The 16,848-nt window shown below is 61.4% G+C and carries 15 protein-coding genes and 1 pseudogene; 11 read left to right on the top strand and 5 right to left on the bottom strand.

Annotated elements, in window-relative coordinates:
- Positions 1-242 (bottom strand): annotated as a pseudogene (locus tag ACFFAR_RS07500) (hypothetical protein); the annotation flags it as partial.
- Positions 243-437: 195 nt separating this feature from the next.
- On the bottom strand, positions 438-1,148 hold the full coding sequence (locus ACFFAR_RS07495) for a FadR/GntR family transcriptional regulator (RefSeq protein WP_075357418.1): 711 nt from the start codon (positions 1,146-1,148) through the stop codon (positions 438-440).
- A 152-nt stretch (positions 1,149-1,300) separates the two neighbouring features.
- On the opposite strand from ACFFAR_RS07495, the gene uxuA reads away from it, so the two are divergent.
- From uxuA to ACFFAR_RS07465, 6 genes are all read left to right on the top strand, one after another.
- Entirely contained in the window at positions 1,301-2,350 is a 1,050-nt protein-coding gene (gene uxuA, locus ACFFAR_RS07490) for a mannonate dehydratase (RefSeq protein WP_174365288.1), read from the top strand.
- Positions 2,351-2,428: 78 nt separating this feature from the next.
- Complete coding sequence (locus ACFFAR_RS07485; RefSeq protein WP_062001667.1) at positions 2,429-3,475, top strand: ABC transporter substrate-binding protein; 1,047 nt, start codon at positions 2,429-2,431, stop codon at positions 3,473-3,475.
- A gap of 61 nt (positions 3,476-3,536) precedes the next feature.
- The gene (locus tag ACFFAR_RS07480) at positions 3,537-5,039 is read left to right on the top strand and encodes a sugar ABC transporter ATP-binding protein (protein ID WP_075357419.1); all 1,503 of its coding nucleotides are present in this window, start codon (positions 3,537-3,539) and stop codon (positions 5,037-5,039) included.
- Positions 5,036-5,971, top strand: a complete 936-nt coding sequence (locus tag ACFFAR_RS07475) for an ABC transporter permease (protein WP_062001669.1) — start codon at positions 5,036-5,038, stop codon at positions 5,969-5,971. Before ACFFAR_RS07480 ends, ACFFAR_RS07475 begins: the two co-directional genes overlap by 4 nt.
- Entirely contained in the window at positions 5,968-6,981 is a 1,014-nt protein-coding gene (locus ACFFAR_RS07470) for an ABC transporter permease (RefSeq protein WP_086380295.1), read from the top strand. Before ACFFAR_RS07475 ends, ACFFAR_RS07470 begins: the two co-directional genes overlap by 4 nt.
- Positions 6,982-7,007: 26 nt before the next feature.
- Positions 7,008-7,916 (top strand): SMP-30/gluconolactonase/LRE family protein, encoded by a 909-nt coding sequence (locus tag ACFFAR_RS07465; RefSeq protein WP_174362611.1) that lies wholly within the window; start codon positions 7,008-7,010, stop codon positions 7,914-7,916.
- Between the two features lie 49 nt (positions 7,917-7,965).
- On the opposite strand, the gene ACFFAR_RS07460 is transcribed toward ACFFAR_RS07465, so the two are convergent.
- On the bottom strand, positions 7,966-8,937 hold the full coding sequence (locus ACFFAR_RS07460; RefSeq protein WP_075357421.1) for an ABC transporter substrate-binding protein: 972 nt from the start codon (positions 8,935-8,937) through the stop codon (positions 7,966-7,968).
- A 306-nt stretch (positions 8,938-9,243) separates the two neighbouring features.
- Here ACFFAR_RS07460 and ACFFAR_RS07455 point away from each other — a divergent pair, with 306 nt between their 5' ends.
- Positions 9,244-9,771: a GNAT family N-acetyltransferase gene (locus ACFFAR_RS07455; RefSeq protein ID WP_075357422.1), complete on the top strand. Its 528-nt coding sequence runs from the start codon at positions 9,244-9,246 to the stop codon at positions 9,769-9,771.
- 19 nt (positions 9,772-9,790) lie between these two features.
- On the opposite strand, the gene ACFFAR_RS07450 is transcribed toward ACFFAR_RS07455, so the two are convergent.
- The gene (locus tag ACFFAR_RS07450; protein ID WP_174362610.1) at positions 9,791-10,702 is read right to left on the bottom strand and encodes a LysR substrate-binding domain-containing protein; all 912 of its coding nucleotides are present in this window, start codon (positions 10,700-10,702) and stop codon (positions 9,791-9,793) included.
- A gap of 148 nt (positions 10,703-10,850) precedes the next feature.
- Here ACFFAR_RS07450 and ACFFAR_RS07445 point away from each other — a divergent pair, with 148 nt between their 5' ends.
- Together ACFFAR_RS07445 and ACFFAR_RS07440 are read left to right on the top strand one after the other, a co-directional pair.
- A complete protein-coding gene (locus ACFFAR_RS07445) occupies positions 10,851-11,702 on the top strand; it encodes a class II aldolase/adducin family protein (protein ID WP_062001675.1) in 852 nt (283 codons plus the stop codon).
- A gap of 91 nt (positions 11,703-11,793) precedes the next feature.
- Positions 11,794-13,155, top strand: coding sequence for an MFS transporter (locus ACFFAR_RS07440; RefSeq protein ID WP_174362609.1), 1,362 nt, complete (start codon positions 11,794-11,796; stop codon positions 13,153-13,155).
- Here ACFFAR_RS07440 and ACFFAR_RS07435 read toward each other — a convergent pair.
- Positions 13,140-13,838, bottom strand: a complete 699-nt coding sequence (locus tag ACFFAR_RS07435; protein WP_174362608.1) for an FCD domain-containing protein — start codon at positions 13,836-13,838, stop codon at positions 13,140-13,142. The genes ACFFAR_RS07440 and ACFFAR_RS07435 overlap by 16 nt on opposite strands.
- A gap of 220 nt (positions 13,839-14,058) precedes the next feature.
- Between ACFFAR_RS07435 and ACFFAR_RS07430 the strand changes: the two genes are divergently transcribed.
- Entirely contained in the window at positions 14,059-15,600 is a 1,542-nt protein-coding gene (locus ACFFAR_RS07430; RefSeq protein ID WP_075357425.1) for a Rieske 2Fe-2S domain-containing protein, read from the top strand.
- Between the two features lie 72 nt (positions 15,601-15,672).
- Positions 15,673-16,647 carry a 2Fe-2S iron-sulfur cluster-binding protein gene (locus ACFFAR_RS07425; protein ID WP_174362607.1) on the top strand — a complete coding sequence of 325 codons (975 nt, stop codon included), beginning with the start codon at positions 15,673-15,675 and terminating at the stop codon, positions 16,645-16,647.
- The last annotated feature ends 201 nt before the right edge of the window (positions 16,648-16,848 follow it).

Raw genomic sequence — 16,848 nt, 5'->3', positions numbered from 1 at the left:
ACGCACTGCCTGTACTCCGGCCACCTTGCGCGGGCCCGCGCTAACGGCATCTCCTCGACGTCCCCGGATTCCAGGATCAGGCGCGTCGCTATCTCCCTTTCCCAATCGGCAACAAGGCGCGGAGGCGGCGCGGGTATCTCGACGGTGCTTGTCAGCACGACGTCACTCACATACCGGCTGCGGATGACCTCGTCGCTCCAGAACCAGGATGTGAGCCGCTGTTTTCGGGTGATGTGGTTCATCCGGGCATTGTAAATCCATCGAATTGTATGCCACTGCATCTGCCGCGCCGGGCGTTATACAGCGTTTCACAAGCCGCAGTTGCTGGAATAATTGAAGATCATGAAAGTCATTCGATCGATGATCGTTGCTGCTGTTGTCAGCATCGCCGAAAGCGTTCGCTGCTCCGGTTATCGATGTCGCCTGTTCCTGAGTCTCTAAGCGGCATCTCCATCCGGCGAGTCCGCGAAAAGTTTGTGATGCACGTGGCGAAGATGCGCGCGCATTGCGTTCTTCGCGGCGCGCGCATCGCGATTGAGGATTGCCTCGCCGATCTTCCTGTGATCCGCGTTCATGGCGGCGGGGATGTGCTTGTCGGCGTAGAAGGTTTCGAGGTGCGTGAACATGGGGCTGTAACGTTTGTTCCAGAGAACAGTCATGACTTCTGTCAGCACCGCGTTGCCGGTCATCTCGCTGATGAGCAGGTGGAAACGCTTGTCTTCATCCAGGAACGCGGCGTTGTTGACTGACTGCGCTTCCAGCATGTTGATGTTTCGCGTCAGCGCCTCGCGTTGCACATCCGTGCCGTTCTTCGCCGCGAGCGCCGCGATCTCGCCTTCGATCACCGCGCGTGCCGCCAACAGGTCGGCCGCGCTGAACTCTGCATCGGCCGCCGCGGGTTCGGCGCGGGTCGCATCGGGCTGGCGGACGAACACGCCGGTGCCCGTGCGGATCTCGACCCAGCCCGCTATCTCGAGCGCAATCAGTGCCTCGCGCACCGACGAGCGGCCAACGCCGAGCTGCTTCGCGAGTTCGCGCTCCGCTGGTAAGGCCACTCCTTGTGCGAATGTGCCGTCCTTGATCAGCCCGGTCAGCAGCGCCGAAATCTTCTGGTACAAGCGCTCCGCTTTGAGATTCGGCAGGTCCATCACGTCACTCCATCAATTGAATTGCGCGCTCAAAAGCGAGTCGCTATACTGCCTCGGCGGTCGAGTGGCCTGACCACCTGACCGCCTGACCAACGCACCGTCCGCGAGCATAGCATTTCGAGTGTTCACGTTGCATTCCCGGAAGACCAGACATGAAGATGACTTTTCGGTGGTTCGGCCCTGACGATCCGGTGACGCTTGCCTATATCCGCCAGATCCCCGGCATGTACGGCATTGTTTCCGCCATCTACGACGTGCCCGTGGGCGAGACCTGGCCACTCGCGAAGATCACCGAGTTGCGTGACACCGTTCATGCTGCGGGTCTGGCGCTCGATGTGATCGAAAGCGTGCCGGTGCACGAGGACATCAAGCTCGGCAAGCCATCGCGCGACGCATTGATAGCGAATTACGCGCAGACGCTGCGCCATCTCGGCGCGGCCGGCATCAAGGTCGTCTGCTACAACTTCATGCCGGTGTTCGACTGGACCCGGACCACGCTCGAAAAGCGTCTGCCCGATGGCTCGACCACGCTTGCTTTCGACGTCGATACAGTCGCGAACATCAATCCCGACGATGGCATCCAGTTGCCCGGCTGGGATACGAGCTACGACGCGGGCCAGCTGCGCGCGCTGCTGGCCGAATACGCCTCGTGCGACGAAGCCCGTCTCTGGGAAAATCTCGAATACTTCTTGCAGCGCATCATTCCGGTGGCGGAAGAGGCGGGAATCCGGATGGCGATCCATCCCGATGATCCGCCGCGGCCCATCTTTGGCCTGCCGCGCATCGTCAAGAATCGGGAAGACCTGGAGCGCGTGCTCGCTATTGTCGATAGTCCCGCGAACGCGCTCACGCTATGCTCGGGCTCGCTTGGCGCGGACACCGCCAACGACGTCGCCGCGATGGTCCGGGAATTCACGGCGCGCGGCCGCATTCCGTTCGCGCACATGCGCAACGTCAAGGTGAACGACAAGGGCGACTTCCACGAGACGGCGCATCGTTCAGCGGATGGTTCGCTCGACATGGCGGCGATCATGCAGGCTTATAGTGATGCCGATTACACCGAGTATATCCGCCCGGACCACGGCCGCATGATCTGGGGCGAGACGGGCAAGCCGGGTTACGGCCTCTACGACCGGGCGCTCGGCGCGGTTTATCTGAACGGACTGTGGGAAGGCATTCGCCGAGCGAAGGGAGTGGCTTAGCAGAAACACGCAAGACCGCAGCGCATGACGCACGCAGCATCAAAATCAAAAACGCTGTGATAACAGGAGACAAAATCGATGATCGGTTCAGGAAAACAGCGGTTCGGCGCGGTTGCGCTGGCGGTCGCGTCCGTTGCGACGTGCATGAGCTCGGCGGCGCACGCGCAAGTGGCGACCGGCGATACATCGCAGAAAAAGATTGCGCTGTCCAACAGCTTCGCGGGCAACGCCTGGCGGCAGTCGATGCTCAAGAGCTGGGGCGCGGTATCAACGGCGGCGGTGCAGGACAAGAAGGTTGCCGCCGCGCCGGCCTTCACCACCGCTGAGAACCAGGTCACCGAACAAGCCCAGCAGGTTCAGAACCTGATTCTCCAGGGCTATAACGCGATCGTGATCGACGCGGTCTCGCCCACCGCGCTCAACGGAACCATCAAGAAAGCGTGCGCGGCCGGCGTGGTCGTGGTGTCGTTCGATGGCATTGTCGATGAACCTTGCGCTTATCGTGTCAACTTCGATTTCAAGGGCTGGGGTGAAGCGGGTGTCGACTATCTCGCGAAGCGGCTGAACGGCAAGGGCAATATCCTGGAAGTGCGGGGTGTGGCGGGTATATCCGTGGATAACCTCATGCACGAAGGCGTGCTCGCGGGACTGAAGAAGTATCCGGGGTTGAAGCTGGTCGGATCTGTGAACGGCGACTGGACACAATCCGTCGCGCAGAAAGCCGTGGCCGGCATTCTGCCTACACTGCCACAAGTCGATGGCGTGGCGACCGAAGGTGAGATGTCGTTCGGCATTGCGCAGGCTTTCAAGGCCGCCAACCGTCCGGTTCCAGCGATGATCATCGGCAGCACGTATGCAGAGCTCAACTGGTGGAACGAACAGTCGAAAAACGGCTACCAGTCGCGTTCGCTGTCCAATCCGCCGGGCGCCGTATCGTTTGCATTCTGGGTGGCGCAGCAGGTGCTGGCCGGCAAGAAGATCCCGAAGGACGTGACCATCAACGTGCCGCTTCTCGAGATCTCCCAGGAACAGTTGCAGGCGAAGCTGCAGGCGACACCGCAAGGCGGCATCAGCGACGTGACCTACACGTTGCCGCAGACCGTCGCGCTGCTCGACAAGAAGTAAGCTGAACGCGCCTGCCTGCGGCGGGCGCGTCATGTCGTCACCAGACACGCGGAGCATGTGAATGGGCGAAATAAAAATGGCAGAGACAGGCGGCCAGGCACTGATCCGCTTTCACGGAATCAGCAAGACGTTTGGCCGCGTTCGCGCGCTGACCGACATCGATTTCAGCTTCTTGCAGGGCGAATGCGTGGGGATAGCGGGGCATAACGGCGCCGGAAAATCCACGCTCATGGCCGTGCTTGCCGGCGTATTCGAGCCGACGCAAGGGAAGATCGAAGTCGATGGCGCGCCATCGCCGCGCTATGACGCCAACGTCGCGCGCCACGCGGGCGTGCGCTGCGTGTTCCAGGAGTTGTCGCTGTGCGCGAACCTGAGCATTGCGGAGAACATGTGCATCGTGCATCCGCAATTGCGTGGGCGAGGCTGGCGGCGTCAGGCGACTGCGCTCATGCGCGAGAAGCTCGAAGAAATCTTTCCCGGCAACGGTCTGGTCGGCACAGAGCTCGTGTCCGATCTCACCTTGACGCAACGGCAGATGGTCGAGATTGCACGCGCCTTTACCGTCACCGACGCCCCGGTGCGCCTCGTGATTCTCGACGAACCCACGTCCTCGCTCGACGCACACACCGCCGAACAGTTGCTCGCCTTCGTGCGCAAGGCGGCGGAGCGCGGCATCACGTGCCTGCTGATCACCCACATGCTCGGCGAAATACAGCGGGTTGCAGACCGCGTGATGGTGATGCGCGACGGCAGTATCGTGAGCGTGCTCGGGCGTGAGAATCTCAGCCGCGAAACGATCATCACCGCCATGGGCCAGCACCTCGAAGCCGATAAGACGCCCGACGCCTTGCGCGCACGCGTAGAACGCGCGGCCGGTCCGCAATATCAGTGGACGCTCGGCTCCGGACGCCGCACGAAGATCGATGCGTCGCACGGCGAGGTGATTGGTTTTGCCGGGCTCGCGGGGCAGGGACAGACTGAAGCGCTGCTTGCCATCTACGAAGCGGCGACGAGCCGCGGAGCGGGCCACGCAAAGGTGGCGTTCGTGGCCGGCGATCGAGGACGCGACGGCATATTCCCCGTTTGGTCGATCGCGCAGAATCTCGATTTGCGCTGGCTGAGCGGCGGCACGGCAACGGGAACCAGACGCCGGCCGGGTTTCGGGCTGGTCGACTTTGCCGCCGCTCGCGCGGTCGTGGAAGCGTGGCGCGTGAAGATCGGTATCCGGGGCGCATCCATGAACGCCGGCATTCTCTCGCTCTCCGGCGGCAACCAGCAAAAGGTGCTGTTCGCACGGGCGCTGGCGTCGGATGCCGACCTGATCCTGATGGACGATCCCACCCGGGGTGTCGACGTCGGCACCAAGCGCGACATCTACCAGCTCGTACGCGACGAAGCCGCGAAAGGCCGTACCTTCATCTGGTACACGACCGAGAACGAAGAACTGTCGCATTGCGACCGGACCTACGTGTTTCGCTCGGCATCCGTCACACGCGTGCTCCACGCCGACGAATGCACGGAAGAAGCGCTGCTGGCCGCCAGTTTCGAGGAGCAAGCCGCATGACGTTTGCGATCACCCAGGCGCGATTGCGCGCGCTGCTGCCGGCCATTTCGCTGGTCGCCGTGCTCGTGCCCATCCTGTTCCTGCAGCCAGCCACGCTGAGCTACTTCGGTTCGAGCCTGCTGCTGAACCTTGCCGTACCGATCGTTCTTGCGACGCTCGCGCAACTCGCGATCATCACGGTCAACGACCTGGATTTGTCGATAGGACCCTTCGTGAGTCTCGTCGCCTGCATCGGCGCGACGTTGCTGGTCAAGCAGCCATGGCTCGGCGTGCTGGCCCTGGCCGGCTGCGTGCTGGCTTATGCCGCGGTCGGCGCGTTGATCGAGTTGCGGCAGATTCCGTCGATCGTGGTGACGCTCGGGCTGGCGTTCGTCTGGAGCGGCCTCGCGATCGTGTTGCTGCCGTCGCCGGGCGGCACGAGCCCTGAGTGGATCGGCGCGGCGATGAACTACCAGACGCCGTGGATTGCGGCGCCCATCGTCTGGTCGGCGTTGATTGCGTTGATCGGACATCTGTTGCTGATGCGTTCGTCGGCGGGCGTGCGCATTCGTGGCGCAGGGGGCAATCCACGCGCAATGCGCCGGTTTGGCTGGTCGCTCGTGCGCAGCAAGGCGACGCTCTACGGCATTGCGGGTTTCTTCGGCGTGTTGTCTGGCTTGTCGCTCCTGGGCCTGACCACTTCCGCCGATGCCAATCTCGCCTTGCGATACACGCTGTTGTCCATAGCGGCTGTGATCCTCGGCGGCGGCGAATTCGTCGGCGGCCGCGTGTCGGTGGTCGGCGCGGTGCTGGGTGCCATCACGCTGACGCTTGCCGCATCATTCCTCGCATTCCTGAACATCTCCTCGGACTGGCAGGTCGGCATGCAGGGCGCGATCCTGATCGTGGTGCTGTCGCTGCGTGTGCTGCTGCAACGCGGAGACCGCCAATGAGCCTGCAAACACCCAGCGAAGCGCATAACGACAAGGAAACGCCGTCGGCTTCGACGGCGAACGCCGGACTACTGACTCGCCTCAAAGGCATCCAGGCGCCCTGGGTGTGGTCGTTCGCGGGCGCGATCCTCGTCTGGTTCGCGATCGTCACCATCTTCGGCTTCTCGATTGCAAGCAACGTCGCGCAGACGGCGCTGATCTACGGCGTGTTCATGGTGCTGGTCGGCCTCGGGCAGATGCTTGTCATTACCTCCGGCGTGGGCAACATCGACTTGTCGGTGCCATCGACCATCGCGCTTGCGGGCGTGGTCAGCATGCATGTCATGAACGGATCGAACAACCAGATTGCGCTTGGTCTGGCGGCGGTGGTCGGCGTGGGAATTGCCGTCGGGCTTGCCAACTACGCGCTGATCCGGCTGCTGCGCATTCCGCCGATCATCGCAACGTTGTCATCGAGCTTCATCATCCAGTCGCTCGCGATCACGCAAGGCCGACAGCTTCCGCCACCTCCCGCGGCGCTCGGCGCGTTTGCGAATGGTCGCTTCGCGCATGTTCCGTATATTGCGCTGGCGGCGCTGGTGTTGTCGCTTTTGCTTGGCGTGCTGCTGCATCGTTCCAACTACGGACGAAGGTTGTCTGCGATCGGGCAGAACTCACGCGCAGCCTGGCTCGCCGGTGTCGATGTGCATTGGACACGTTGCATTGCGTACGTGTTGTCATCGGTGATCGCGGCGTTCACGGCGCTGCTGCTTGCGGCGGTGTCCGGCGGCGCGTCGCTCGACATGGGCGTGGAGTACATGCTGATATCGATCGCCGTGGTCGTGATCGGCGGCACGCTCGTGACGGGCGGAAAACCGACGATCGCCGGCGTGTGGGGCGCGTCGATGTTCCTGTTCCTCACGAACGCAGTGCTCAACGCAGTCGGCGCGGATGCGGGTGTCCGGTCGATCGTGTATGGAGTGCTGATCATTGCCGTGACGGTCGCGGCGGGCGGCAAGGCGCTGCGCTAAGCGAACATTAAATAAGGGACAAGCAGATGAAATCCGACGAGCTTGAAGTACACGATCCGCGCTTTCGCACACTGGTCCAGCTCAACGCGCCGCTGCAAAAGCTGACCAGCGAGTGCCTATGGGCCGAAGGGCCCGTGTATTTTCCGGCGACCGATTTGCTGATCTGGAGCGACATCCCGAACAATCGCATGATGCGATGGGCGCCGGGCATGGGCGTAGGGGTTTATCGCTCGAATTCGAACTACAGCAATGGCAATACACGTGACCGGGAAGGGCGGCTCGTGACCTGCGAACACGGCGGCCGTCAGGTCTCGCGCACGGAACACGATGGCAGCGTCGTGGTTCTCGCATCGCATTTCGAAGGCAAGCGCCTCAATTCGCCGAACGATGTGGTCGTGGATTCGCGCGGCGCGATCTGGTTCACGGACCCCGACTATGGGATCATGAGCGACTACGAAGGGTTCCGCGCGCCGAGCGATATTGGACGATGCAATGTCTACTGCATCTCCCCGGACGATGGCCACGTGCGGCTTGCCACCGATGATTTCGTCAAGCCCAACGGACTCGCGTTTTCGCCCGACGAGTCACGTCTGTACATAGCCGACTCCGGCGCGTCCCACGATGAGAACGGTCCACGCCACATCCGCGTCTTCGATGTCGCGAGTGACGGCGCATTGCGCAACGGAAGCGTTTTCGTATCGATGGAAACCGGTGTGCCCGACGGCTTGAGAACCGACGAGCACGGCAATGTCTGGACCAGCGCGGACGACGGGGTGCATTGCTACGCGCCGGATGGCACCTTGCTCGGCAAGATCCTGATTCCCGAGGTCGTGGCGAACCTGACGTTTGGCGGCTTGCACAAGAACCGCTTGTTCATTACTGCGACTTCATCCGTTTATGCGCTGCATGTAAGCGTTCGGGGCGCTGCACGCTAAGCCTGCATGAAGTCAGCGCCGGCCCGTCAAAGCCGGCGCTGCCCGTTCACTACTTCCCGTCCACGACAGCCACCACTTCCTCGCGCGTGTATTCCTTGTTCGCAAGCGATCCTGGCGGCGTCTTTGCCAGCACGGCGTCAAGCTCTCCAGGCTTCACTTCGAGCACTGGCATGCGGATGTCATGCGGCATTTTCTTGCCGGCCAGCAATTGCTGCGTGACCCAGAACGCAAACGTGGATGCCCCCGGCGGAATGGTGACGGACATCGTCTCGTAGCCGGTCTTCTTCTGTTCGGCCCACCACGCGAGTTCTTCCTGACGGTTGCCGAGGATGATGATCGGCGTCGGCCTGCCTGCGGCCTTCAGCGCCTGTGCCGTACCGAAGCCATCCCCGCCTTGCGTGAGCACGCCGTCGATTTGCGGCAAGGTAGGCAGGATGCCGGCGACCTGTTTTTGAGCGACGGTTTGTGTCCAGTCGCCATGTACCGAACCGACTATTTTCAGGTTCGGATATTTCTTCAGCTCGTCCACCATGCCGCGGTGAATTTCATCATCGACCGAGACGCCGGCGAGCCCGCGAATCTCGAGCAGGTTGCCCTTGCCGTTCAGACGCTTGGCCAAGTAGTCCACTTGCATCTTGCCCATGCCCTGGAAGTCGACGGCGATCCGGTATGCGCAAGGCTCGGTAGCGATGCCATCGAAGGACACGACCGTCACGCCCGCCGCGCATGCCTGCTTGATCACGCCGTTGAGCGCGGTAGGCGAGACGGCATCGACCGCGATCGCCTTGAAGCCCTGGAGGATCAGGTTCTGGATCTGCTGGACTTGTTCGGTTGCCTGACTTTCGGCCGTGGTGAAGGTGGGGGCGGCCGCGACGACCTTTTGCTTGACCGCTGCGTCTGCGACGTTGGACCAGCTCTTGAGCATCATCTGACGCCAACTGTTGCCCGCATAGTTGTTCGATAACGCGATTTTTTGCGCGGATGTATCGCCCGTTGCCACTTGCGCCGATGCCGGCGACACTGCCGAGAATGCGAACGCCGCAAAAACCGCACCGCTGAGAACCCTCCAAGCTGGTCTGCCTGATTGCACGTGCTGTCTCCTATCGTTAGTGATGTGATTCGAGCGCGCCAATGGTTCGAGCTGCGCTCGCCACCGTGTCATTTTGCCGGAATTGAGTGCACAGCAGTGGCTTGTTGCAGGGCAATCGCTGATCTTTCAACGCGTGTTCGCCTGCACGACCGTATCCTAAGAAAACAACGGACGTTCATTACCGGAAAATTTTTGGCGCTGGCAACATTTCCCCTTCACCAACACCTGGAGAAACCTATGTTCGAGGACGTGAGCGTACGACGCATCGGCGCCCATGAAGCAATGTCCTGTGTGGAAGCATTGGCCGACGTGCTGATCGATTGCGTGGAAGGGGGCGCCTCGGTCAGTTTCATGCTGCCGCTGTCGCGCGAGAAGGCCGTTGCATTTTGGCGCAGCGTTGGCGAAGCCGTAGTGCGCGCAGAGCGAGCGCTGCTCGTCGCAGAAGATCGCGAGGGACGCATTCTCGGCACCGTGCAACTCATCATGGCGCAGCCGGACAACCAGCCGCATCGCGCGGATATTGCCAAGATGCTGGTGCATCGCATGGGTCGCCGCAGAGGCATTGCGCAACAGCTCATGACGGCTGTCGAAGAAACCGCGCGTGAGGAAGGCAAGTCGGTGCTCGTGCTCGATACGGTCACCGGCGGCGATGCCGAGCGGCTCTACGCGCGGGCAGGCTGGCAGCGCGTTGGCGTTGTGCCGAAGTACGCGCTGATGCCGGACGGCGCGTTTTGCAGCACGACCTTCTATTACAAGCACGTTTGAGCGAAGGGGCTCATTCGTCTCAACCGCCTGTCACCGACTGCCCATCCATCCCCGCTTTCTCCGCCAGCCAGGCCCGGAACGTCTTGACCTTCTCGACGTTCCTGTCGCTCGTCCTGAACGATACAAAATGCGTCTCGCGCATGAACGGCTTGAAGTACCCGGCGCCGAACTCCACCAGTTCTCCACGCGCAAATTCGCGCTCGGCGAGGCGCGTGGTTTCGAGCGCCATGCCCATGCCATCGACCGCTGCGGAAATCGCCAGCGCACCGCGATCGAACGATGGCCGCGGCTTGTTCGGAAACTCCATGCCGTTGAGCACGAACCAGTCGCGCCACGTGACCCGGCTCAATTGTGAATCGATCAGCGTAAAAGCCCTGGCCTGCTCCTCGAGCGATACGTCGTCGCGCAACATGGCGGGCGAGCACATCGGAACAATGCGTTCGGCCCCGAGCGCATCGACCTGCAATCCCGGACGCTCGATCGCCGCGCCGTAGGAGATCGCGACATCGACTTCATGCAGACGTGTGAGGTCCACCGGCTCCGCGCCCGAAGAAAGCCTGATCGTGATGTCCGTGTGCGCCTGCATGAACTTGGGCAAGCGCGGACCCAGCCATTTCACAGCAAGGCTCGGTGCGCAATGCACGGCGAGCACCTGCGCTTGAGGCGCCAGCGCAACTTCGCTGCAGGCGTTTTCAATGACATCGAACACACGGCCGAGGCTGTCGAACAGACGCCGTCCTTCCGCCGTCGTCTCGACCCGGCGGTTACGCCGGTGAAACAGCGGCACGCCGAAATAGGCTTCCAGTTCCTTCACCTGATGGCTGATGGCCGATTGCGTGAGATGCAATTCCTCTGCAGCAAGCGTGAAGCTTTCAAGCCGTGCCGCTGCTTCGAACGCGCGCAGCAGCACGAAATTGGGGATGCGTCGCATGCCTGGGCGTCTCCAATTTTGTAATGGTTTTAATCGATACATGAATGGGGTTCATCTTTGTATGAACAGTCATCGTTTGTCAACAACTGCTGCAAAGCCGACAGTAGAACCCTGTAAAGCAACTTGATGATTCAACAGGAGAAAGCAAATGGCGGCAGTCATGGAAGCGGGTTCGGAAGTCGTGGAAAAGATCGTGAAGGACGGCAAGGTATCGATCTATCAGCCGGAACAAGAGGGTCTGATCTTCCCGGACTTGCCCGTGTTTTCGGACCCGGCGGCGCATCGGCAACATTTGAAGGAGCGACTTGTCGGCGCATGCAGGGCATTCGCGCTGCAGGGCTTCGACTATGGGTTCGCCGGGCATCTGACGGTGCGCGATCCGGAAAATCCAGGCCTGTACTGGACCAATCCGATGGCCATCCACTTCTCGCAAGTGAAGGTCTCGAACCTGATCTGCGCGGACCATGAAGGGCGCGTGGTGGAGGGCAATCATGCGATCAACCGCGCTGGCTTCGTCCTGCACGCAGCAGTGCACGAGATGCATCAGGACATCGTGGCAATGTGCCATGCGCACACGGTCTACGGCACGGCCTACGCCTCTCTCGGCAAGAAGCTCGAGCCGATCACGCAGGACGCGGCTGCGTTCTTCGAGGACCACGTCGTGATCGGCGATGAAGCCGGACAAGTCGCGGTGGAGAAAAAGGCGGGCCACAAGGTGGCAAACGCGTTCAAGGGCGTGAAGGCGGCAATTCACCAGAACCACGGTTTGCTGACGGCAAGCCGGCACAGCATAGAAGCTGCGGCCTTCTGGTTTATCGCGCTGGAACGCTGCTGCCAGCAGCAGCTTCTGATCGATGCAACCGGCATCACGCCAAAGCTCGTCACGCCGGACCGGGCGCGCTATAGCCGCGAACACGTGGGCAGCGAGTACATCGGCTGGCTGCATTTCCAGACGATCTGGAACGACCTCGTGGCAACCCAGCCGGACATGTTCGACTGACCCGTATCAAGCTTCAGCACAAGAAGTGCAGGACGACACGGCCACCTAGAACGGCCGGCGTCCCGCTCCAATCCGCCCCCAGGAGACAAGCATGATTCCCGCCAGTACGGTTTCCCTCAGCAAACGCGACGAAGCCGCCACGTTTGCGAAGATCACGTGGCGACTATTGCCATTCCTGTTTCTCTGCTATCTCTGCGCGTATCTGGACCGCATCAACGTTGCCTTTGCAAAGCTGCAGATGCTCAAGGACCTGAATTTCAGCGACGCCGTCTACGGCGCCGGTGCGGGTGTTTTCTTCGTGGGTTATCTGCTGTTCGAGGTGCCGAGCAATCTGCTCTTGCTTCGCGTCGGCGCGCGCCGATGGATCGCGCGGATCATGATCACGTGGGGCATCATCTCGGCGGGCATGATGTTCGTGACCACGCCCATGAGCTTCTACATCATGCGCTTTCTGCTGGGCGTGGCTGAAGCGGGGTTCATTCCGGCCATCCTGTTCTATCTGACCTACTGGTTTCCGGCATCGCGGCGCAGCAAGGTGACCGCGCTGTTCATGACCGGCATTCCGATGTCCGGCGTTGTCGGCGGTCCGCTTTCGGGCTGGATCATGACTCACATGGGCGGCCTCCACGCTCTTGCAGGCTGGCAATGGCTGTTCGTTCTCGAAGGCATCCCCACGGCCTTGCTTGGGCTCATCGCGCTCTTCTATCTCAACGATAAAGTCAGCGACGCCCGCTGGCTCAGCGCGCCGCAACGCGCATTTCTGGAACGCGCGCTCAATGAAGAACGCTCGCCTGATCTGCTGCATTCGGTGAAAGACGGCCTGATGCATCCGAAGGTCCTGCTGCTGAGCCTGATCTACTTCTTCTTCACGATGGGCCTCTACGGCGTGAGCTTCTGGTTGCCCACGCTGATCAAGGCGAGCGGCGTGCAGAACACGCTGGATATCGGATTGTTGAGCGCCATCCCCTATGCCGCGGCAGCAATCGCGATGGTGCTGGTCAGCCATTCATCCGACCTGCGCGGCGAGCGCCGCTGGCATCTTGCTTTGCCGGGGATCATCGGTGCGGCAGGTTTGTACTTCAGCGTGTCCTACGCCCATTCCACGCCGATCGCGATGGTCGCGCTGACCATCGGGACCATGGGCGTCATGACCACGATCTCGCAATTCTGGGTACTGCCGCCGGCCATCCTCAGCGGAGCGGCAGCGGCGGCGGGACTTGCCGTTGCGAACTCGGTAGGCAGCATCTCGGGCGTCGTCAGTCCTTATGTGATCGGGCTGATCCAGACCGCGACGGGATCGACCGGCAATGGCGTGCTGGGACTCGCGGTGAGTCTCGTGATAGGCAGTGTGCTGGTCTTCACGGTGCCCGCAAAACTGGTGAACGTTCGCCGGCGGGAAACGCCGCCGAGCGCTCGACCGGTGCTCGATGCCAGTCCTCAGACGCGAACATGAGCGGACGCGTTGCCGGCGTCGTCGGCCAGCACTTCGCCCAGGCGCCTGACGAGGTTTTCGCGGGCGCGATGCGTGTGCAGATTGGTCAGTTCGACGGCGGCGGCTGCGTCGCCGGCGGTGATCGCGTCGAAGATCGCCGCGTGTTCGTCCCAGATGGATTTGCGTTGCGCCGACGACTGCAGCACCGCGCCCATCACGCGGCGCAAGTGAACCCAGTGGAGATGCGCGGTCTGTTCGATCAGCGGATTGCCCGAAGCGCGGTAGATGGCGGAGTGGAAGGCCCAGTCCGCATCGATCATGGCTTTGACGTCGTCACCTTTCGATGCACGCCGGCCCTTCGAGATCAGCGTCTTGTCGAGCACCGCGCCGCATTGCGCCGCAAGGCTCGCCGCGAGCGAGTCGAGCGCGCCGCGGATCTCGTAGAGATGCGCGATCCAGGTGGCGTCTAGCGGCGCGACGAGCAGGCCGCGCCCTGGCGCGTCCTGCACGAGACCGTCTTTTTTCAGCAGGCGCAGCGCCTGCAGCACCGGTGAACGCGATACCGCCAGTTGCTCCGCGATCTCTTCCTGTGTGATGCGTGCGCCGGGCGCGAGGGAGCCTTCGCTGATGGCGTCGAGCAGCACTTTGTAGACTTCATCGACATAGTCGGTGCGTGCCTGGAGCTTCAGAAGTTTGGCGGCCATGATTGCTCTCGTAATTTCTGGATACAGAGTTCAAGAGCGTACAGGCAGTGTCGGGCAGGTGCAAACGGAAAGGAAAATTCTGCGCCCAAGCGTTTACCTGTAGAGACATGGCTGCATTGCGAAACTAATCTTTGGATACAGAGTTCGGAGTTCAGAAACCGATTTTAAAAATATGACAAAAACGCAGTTCCCCTTATCGATACACCCAGCAGAGGCACACATGAACATCAAGTCAGAAAAGGCGGAAGGGCAGAAAAGCAGCGCTGGCGGCGCGGTCCAGAAGAAACTGGTGCCCTTCGGCGGTTACTACACCAACAAGGTTCCGGGTCACGATCCCGAACTGACCGAAACCGGCCCCGGCACGCCGATGGGCGAATACATGCGCGCGTTCTGGCATCCGGTGTGCATGGCCATCGAGCTCACCGATACCCCGCGCTTCCTCAAGATCCTTGGCGAAGAACTGGTCGCATTCCGCGATGGCAGCGGCGCCGTCGGCGTGCTGCATGCGCATTGTGTGCATCGCGGGGCATCGCTGGAATATGGCGCGATCCAGGAGCATGGCATCAAGTGCTGTTACCACGGCATGGTCTTCGACGTCGACGGCTCCTGTCTCCACGTGCCGTTTCCGAACGGCGAAGAAAAGGAAGCCGAGAAATACGCGTGCTCGATCCAGCAGGGCGCATATAAAGCCGTCGAGCGTCACGGACTCGTGTTTGCCTACATGGGACCACCCGACAACGAGCCGCCGTTCCCGGAATGGGAAGGTGATTTCACGGTAGCCCCGACCGATGAACTCGTGCCCTACAGCAATTTCCAGCATTGCAACTGGCTGCAAGTGCAGGACAACGCCGCCGACAACTATCATCCGACCGCGCTGCACGCAGGCAAGAACGTGGTCAACGGCAAGTATCAGGGCACGACTTTCGACGAGGTCGGCGCCAAGTCCATGGAAGTTGCACCCGACATGCATTTCGCGCCGGTGCAACAGGGACGCAGCCTCGCGTGCGCGGGTGCTCGCCGCGTCGACAAGGACCGCATGTTCGTGCGCGTTCAGCATCAGGTATTGCCGAATCTGAGCCTGCATGCGTACACGTCGGAAGATGGCGCGAAGAAGAAGCTCTTCAGCCGCTTTCACATCATTCGCTGGACCGTTCCCGTCGATGATGAAAATTCGAAGATGATCGGCTGGCGCGTGATGGGTCCGGGAATCGATACACGCGGCATCGGCGATAAATCGCTGGTCGGTTACGAGTCGATCGACTTCCTCGAAGGACAGGTTGCGATGCGGCGTCCGGAGCGCTTCGGCAAATACAAGCTCGAAGAATTGCCGCCGATCCCGACGAATCATCGTGAACGCGAGCACTACAAGGACGCGCAATATGCGCCCGGCGATTACGAGGCCATCATCAGCCAGCGGCCGATCGCCGTGCATTCGCTCGAGAACCCGACCAAGTTCGACGCCGGTCTTTTCCTCTTCCGCAAGATGCTGCGCGATGCGGTTCGCGGGACGAACCCGGCAGCATCGGCCGAGAATTTCGCGGACTGGTTCAGAGCGAACGCGGGCTCGCCCAATAGCTACTGCTCGGGCAACGTGTTCGATCTGCCGGAAGCGGAGACTGTCGAGCAGGAAGTCGCCAACCGGCGCGCGCTGACGAAGAAGCTGGTCGCGATCTTGACGGATAGCGAGGCGCTCAAGGGCGAGGAGCGTGCGCAATTCGTGCGCGAGAAGTTCGAGTCGCTCGAAGCGTCGATGAAGGCGTGAAGGCAAAGGGACCGCGCGTGCTCGATGAGCGTTTGTCTGCACGCGCGGCCCGAGAAAACAATAGGAAAGTTCATGGCAAGTCCAGACAGCCCCCTTGACCTGATGGTGCGGCAGATTCGCTTCGAAGGCAAAGGCATCAACTCGTATGAGCTCGTCGATCCGGAGGGCGCCACGTTGCCGCCGTTCACGGCCGGCGCCCATATCGATATCCATCTGAAAGGCGGTACCGTCCGCCAGTATTCGCTCAGCAATTCACCAAGCGAGCGGCATCGCTACGTGATCGCCGTGCTGCGTGATGAAGCCGGGCGCGGCGGATCAAAAGCCGTACACGACACGCTGCGCGTTCAGGATCGCGTGAAGGTCAGCGCGCCGCGCAACAACTTCGAACTGGCCGCCGACGCCAAGAAGGTCGTGCTGCTGGCCGGTGGTATCGGCGTGACGCCTCTCAAAGCAATGGCGCACCGGCTGGAGGACGCCGGTATCGACTACGAGATGCATTACTGCGCGAAGGATGCGCGCTGCACGGCATTCACCGATGAACTGGCAAGCATCAAGACCGCAGGCCGGTTGCATTTTCATTTCGACAACGGCGACCCATCGGCGGGATTGAACATCGGCGAACTGTTGCGCGAACCTGCCGCCGATACCCACTTGTATTACTGCGGCCCTGCCGGATTCATGAAGGCGTGCGCGGCCGCGGCGCAACATTGGCCGTCGGGCACGGTTCACTTCGAACACTTCAAGGCGCCCGAGCGGGACCTGAGTCAGGAGGTTGCGGGCGCGGTGGGCGAGTTCATCGTGAAGATTGCGAGCACCGGGCAGATGATTCCGGTCACAGCAGACCAAAGCATAGTCGACGCACTGGACGAAGCCGGCGTGCCGATAGAGACATCGTGCCGCGCGGGTTTGTGCGGCACGTGCAAGGTGCGGTACTTGTCGGGCGAAGTCGAGCACAACGACTGCATTCTCGGCGACGACGAAAAGCGCGAATACCTGACCGCGTGTGTATCGAGGGCAACGAGCAGGGAACTTGTGCTCGATCTATAGAAACGAATTCGCCACGGCGGAGACATCATGTTCTTGAGCTGGATTCGCCGGGTGATCAGACGAATGTCGTTCGGCAATGCCAAGTTGATTGGTGATTCCGGCTGGTCGCTTGTCAGGTCCGATGACGAGCACGAGGATCACACATAGATGATCTCGATGCCGTTGCTGCTGATCCATTCGGCATGATGTTTATCGAGTCCG

This window comes from uncultured Caballeronia sp. (assembly GCF_964243625.1).
GTDB lineage: Bacteria > Pseudomonadota > Gammaproteobacteria > Burkholderiales > Burkholderiaceae > Caballeronia.
The sequence above is the reverse complement of the archived record's forward strand: the minus strand, read 5'-3'. Positions and strand labels throughout refer to the sequence as shown.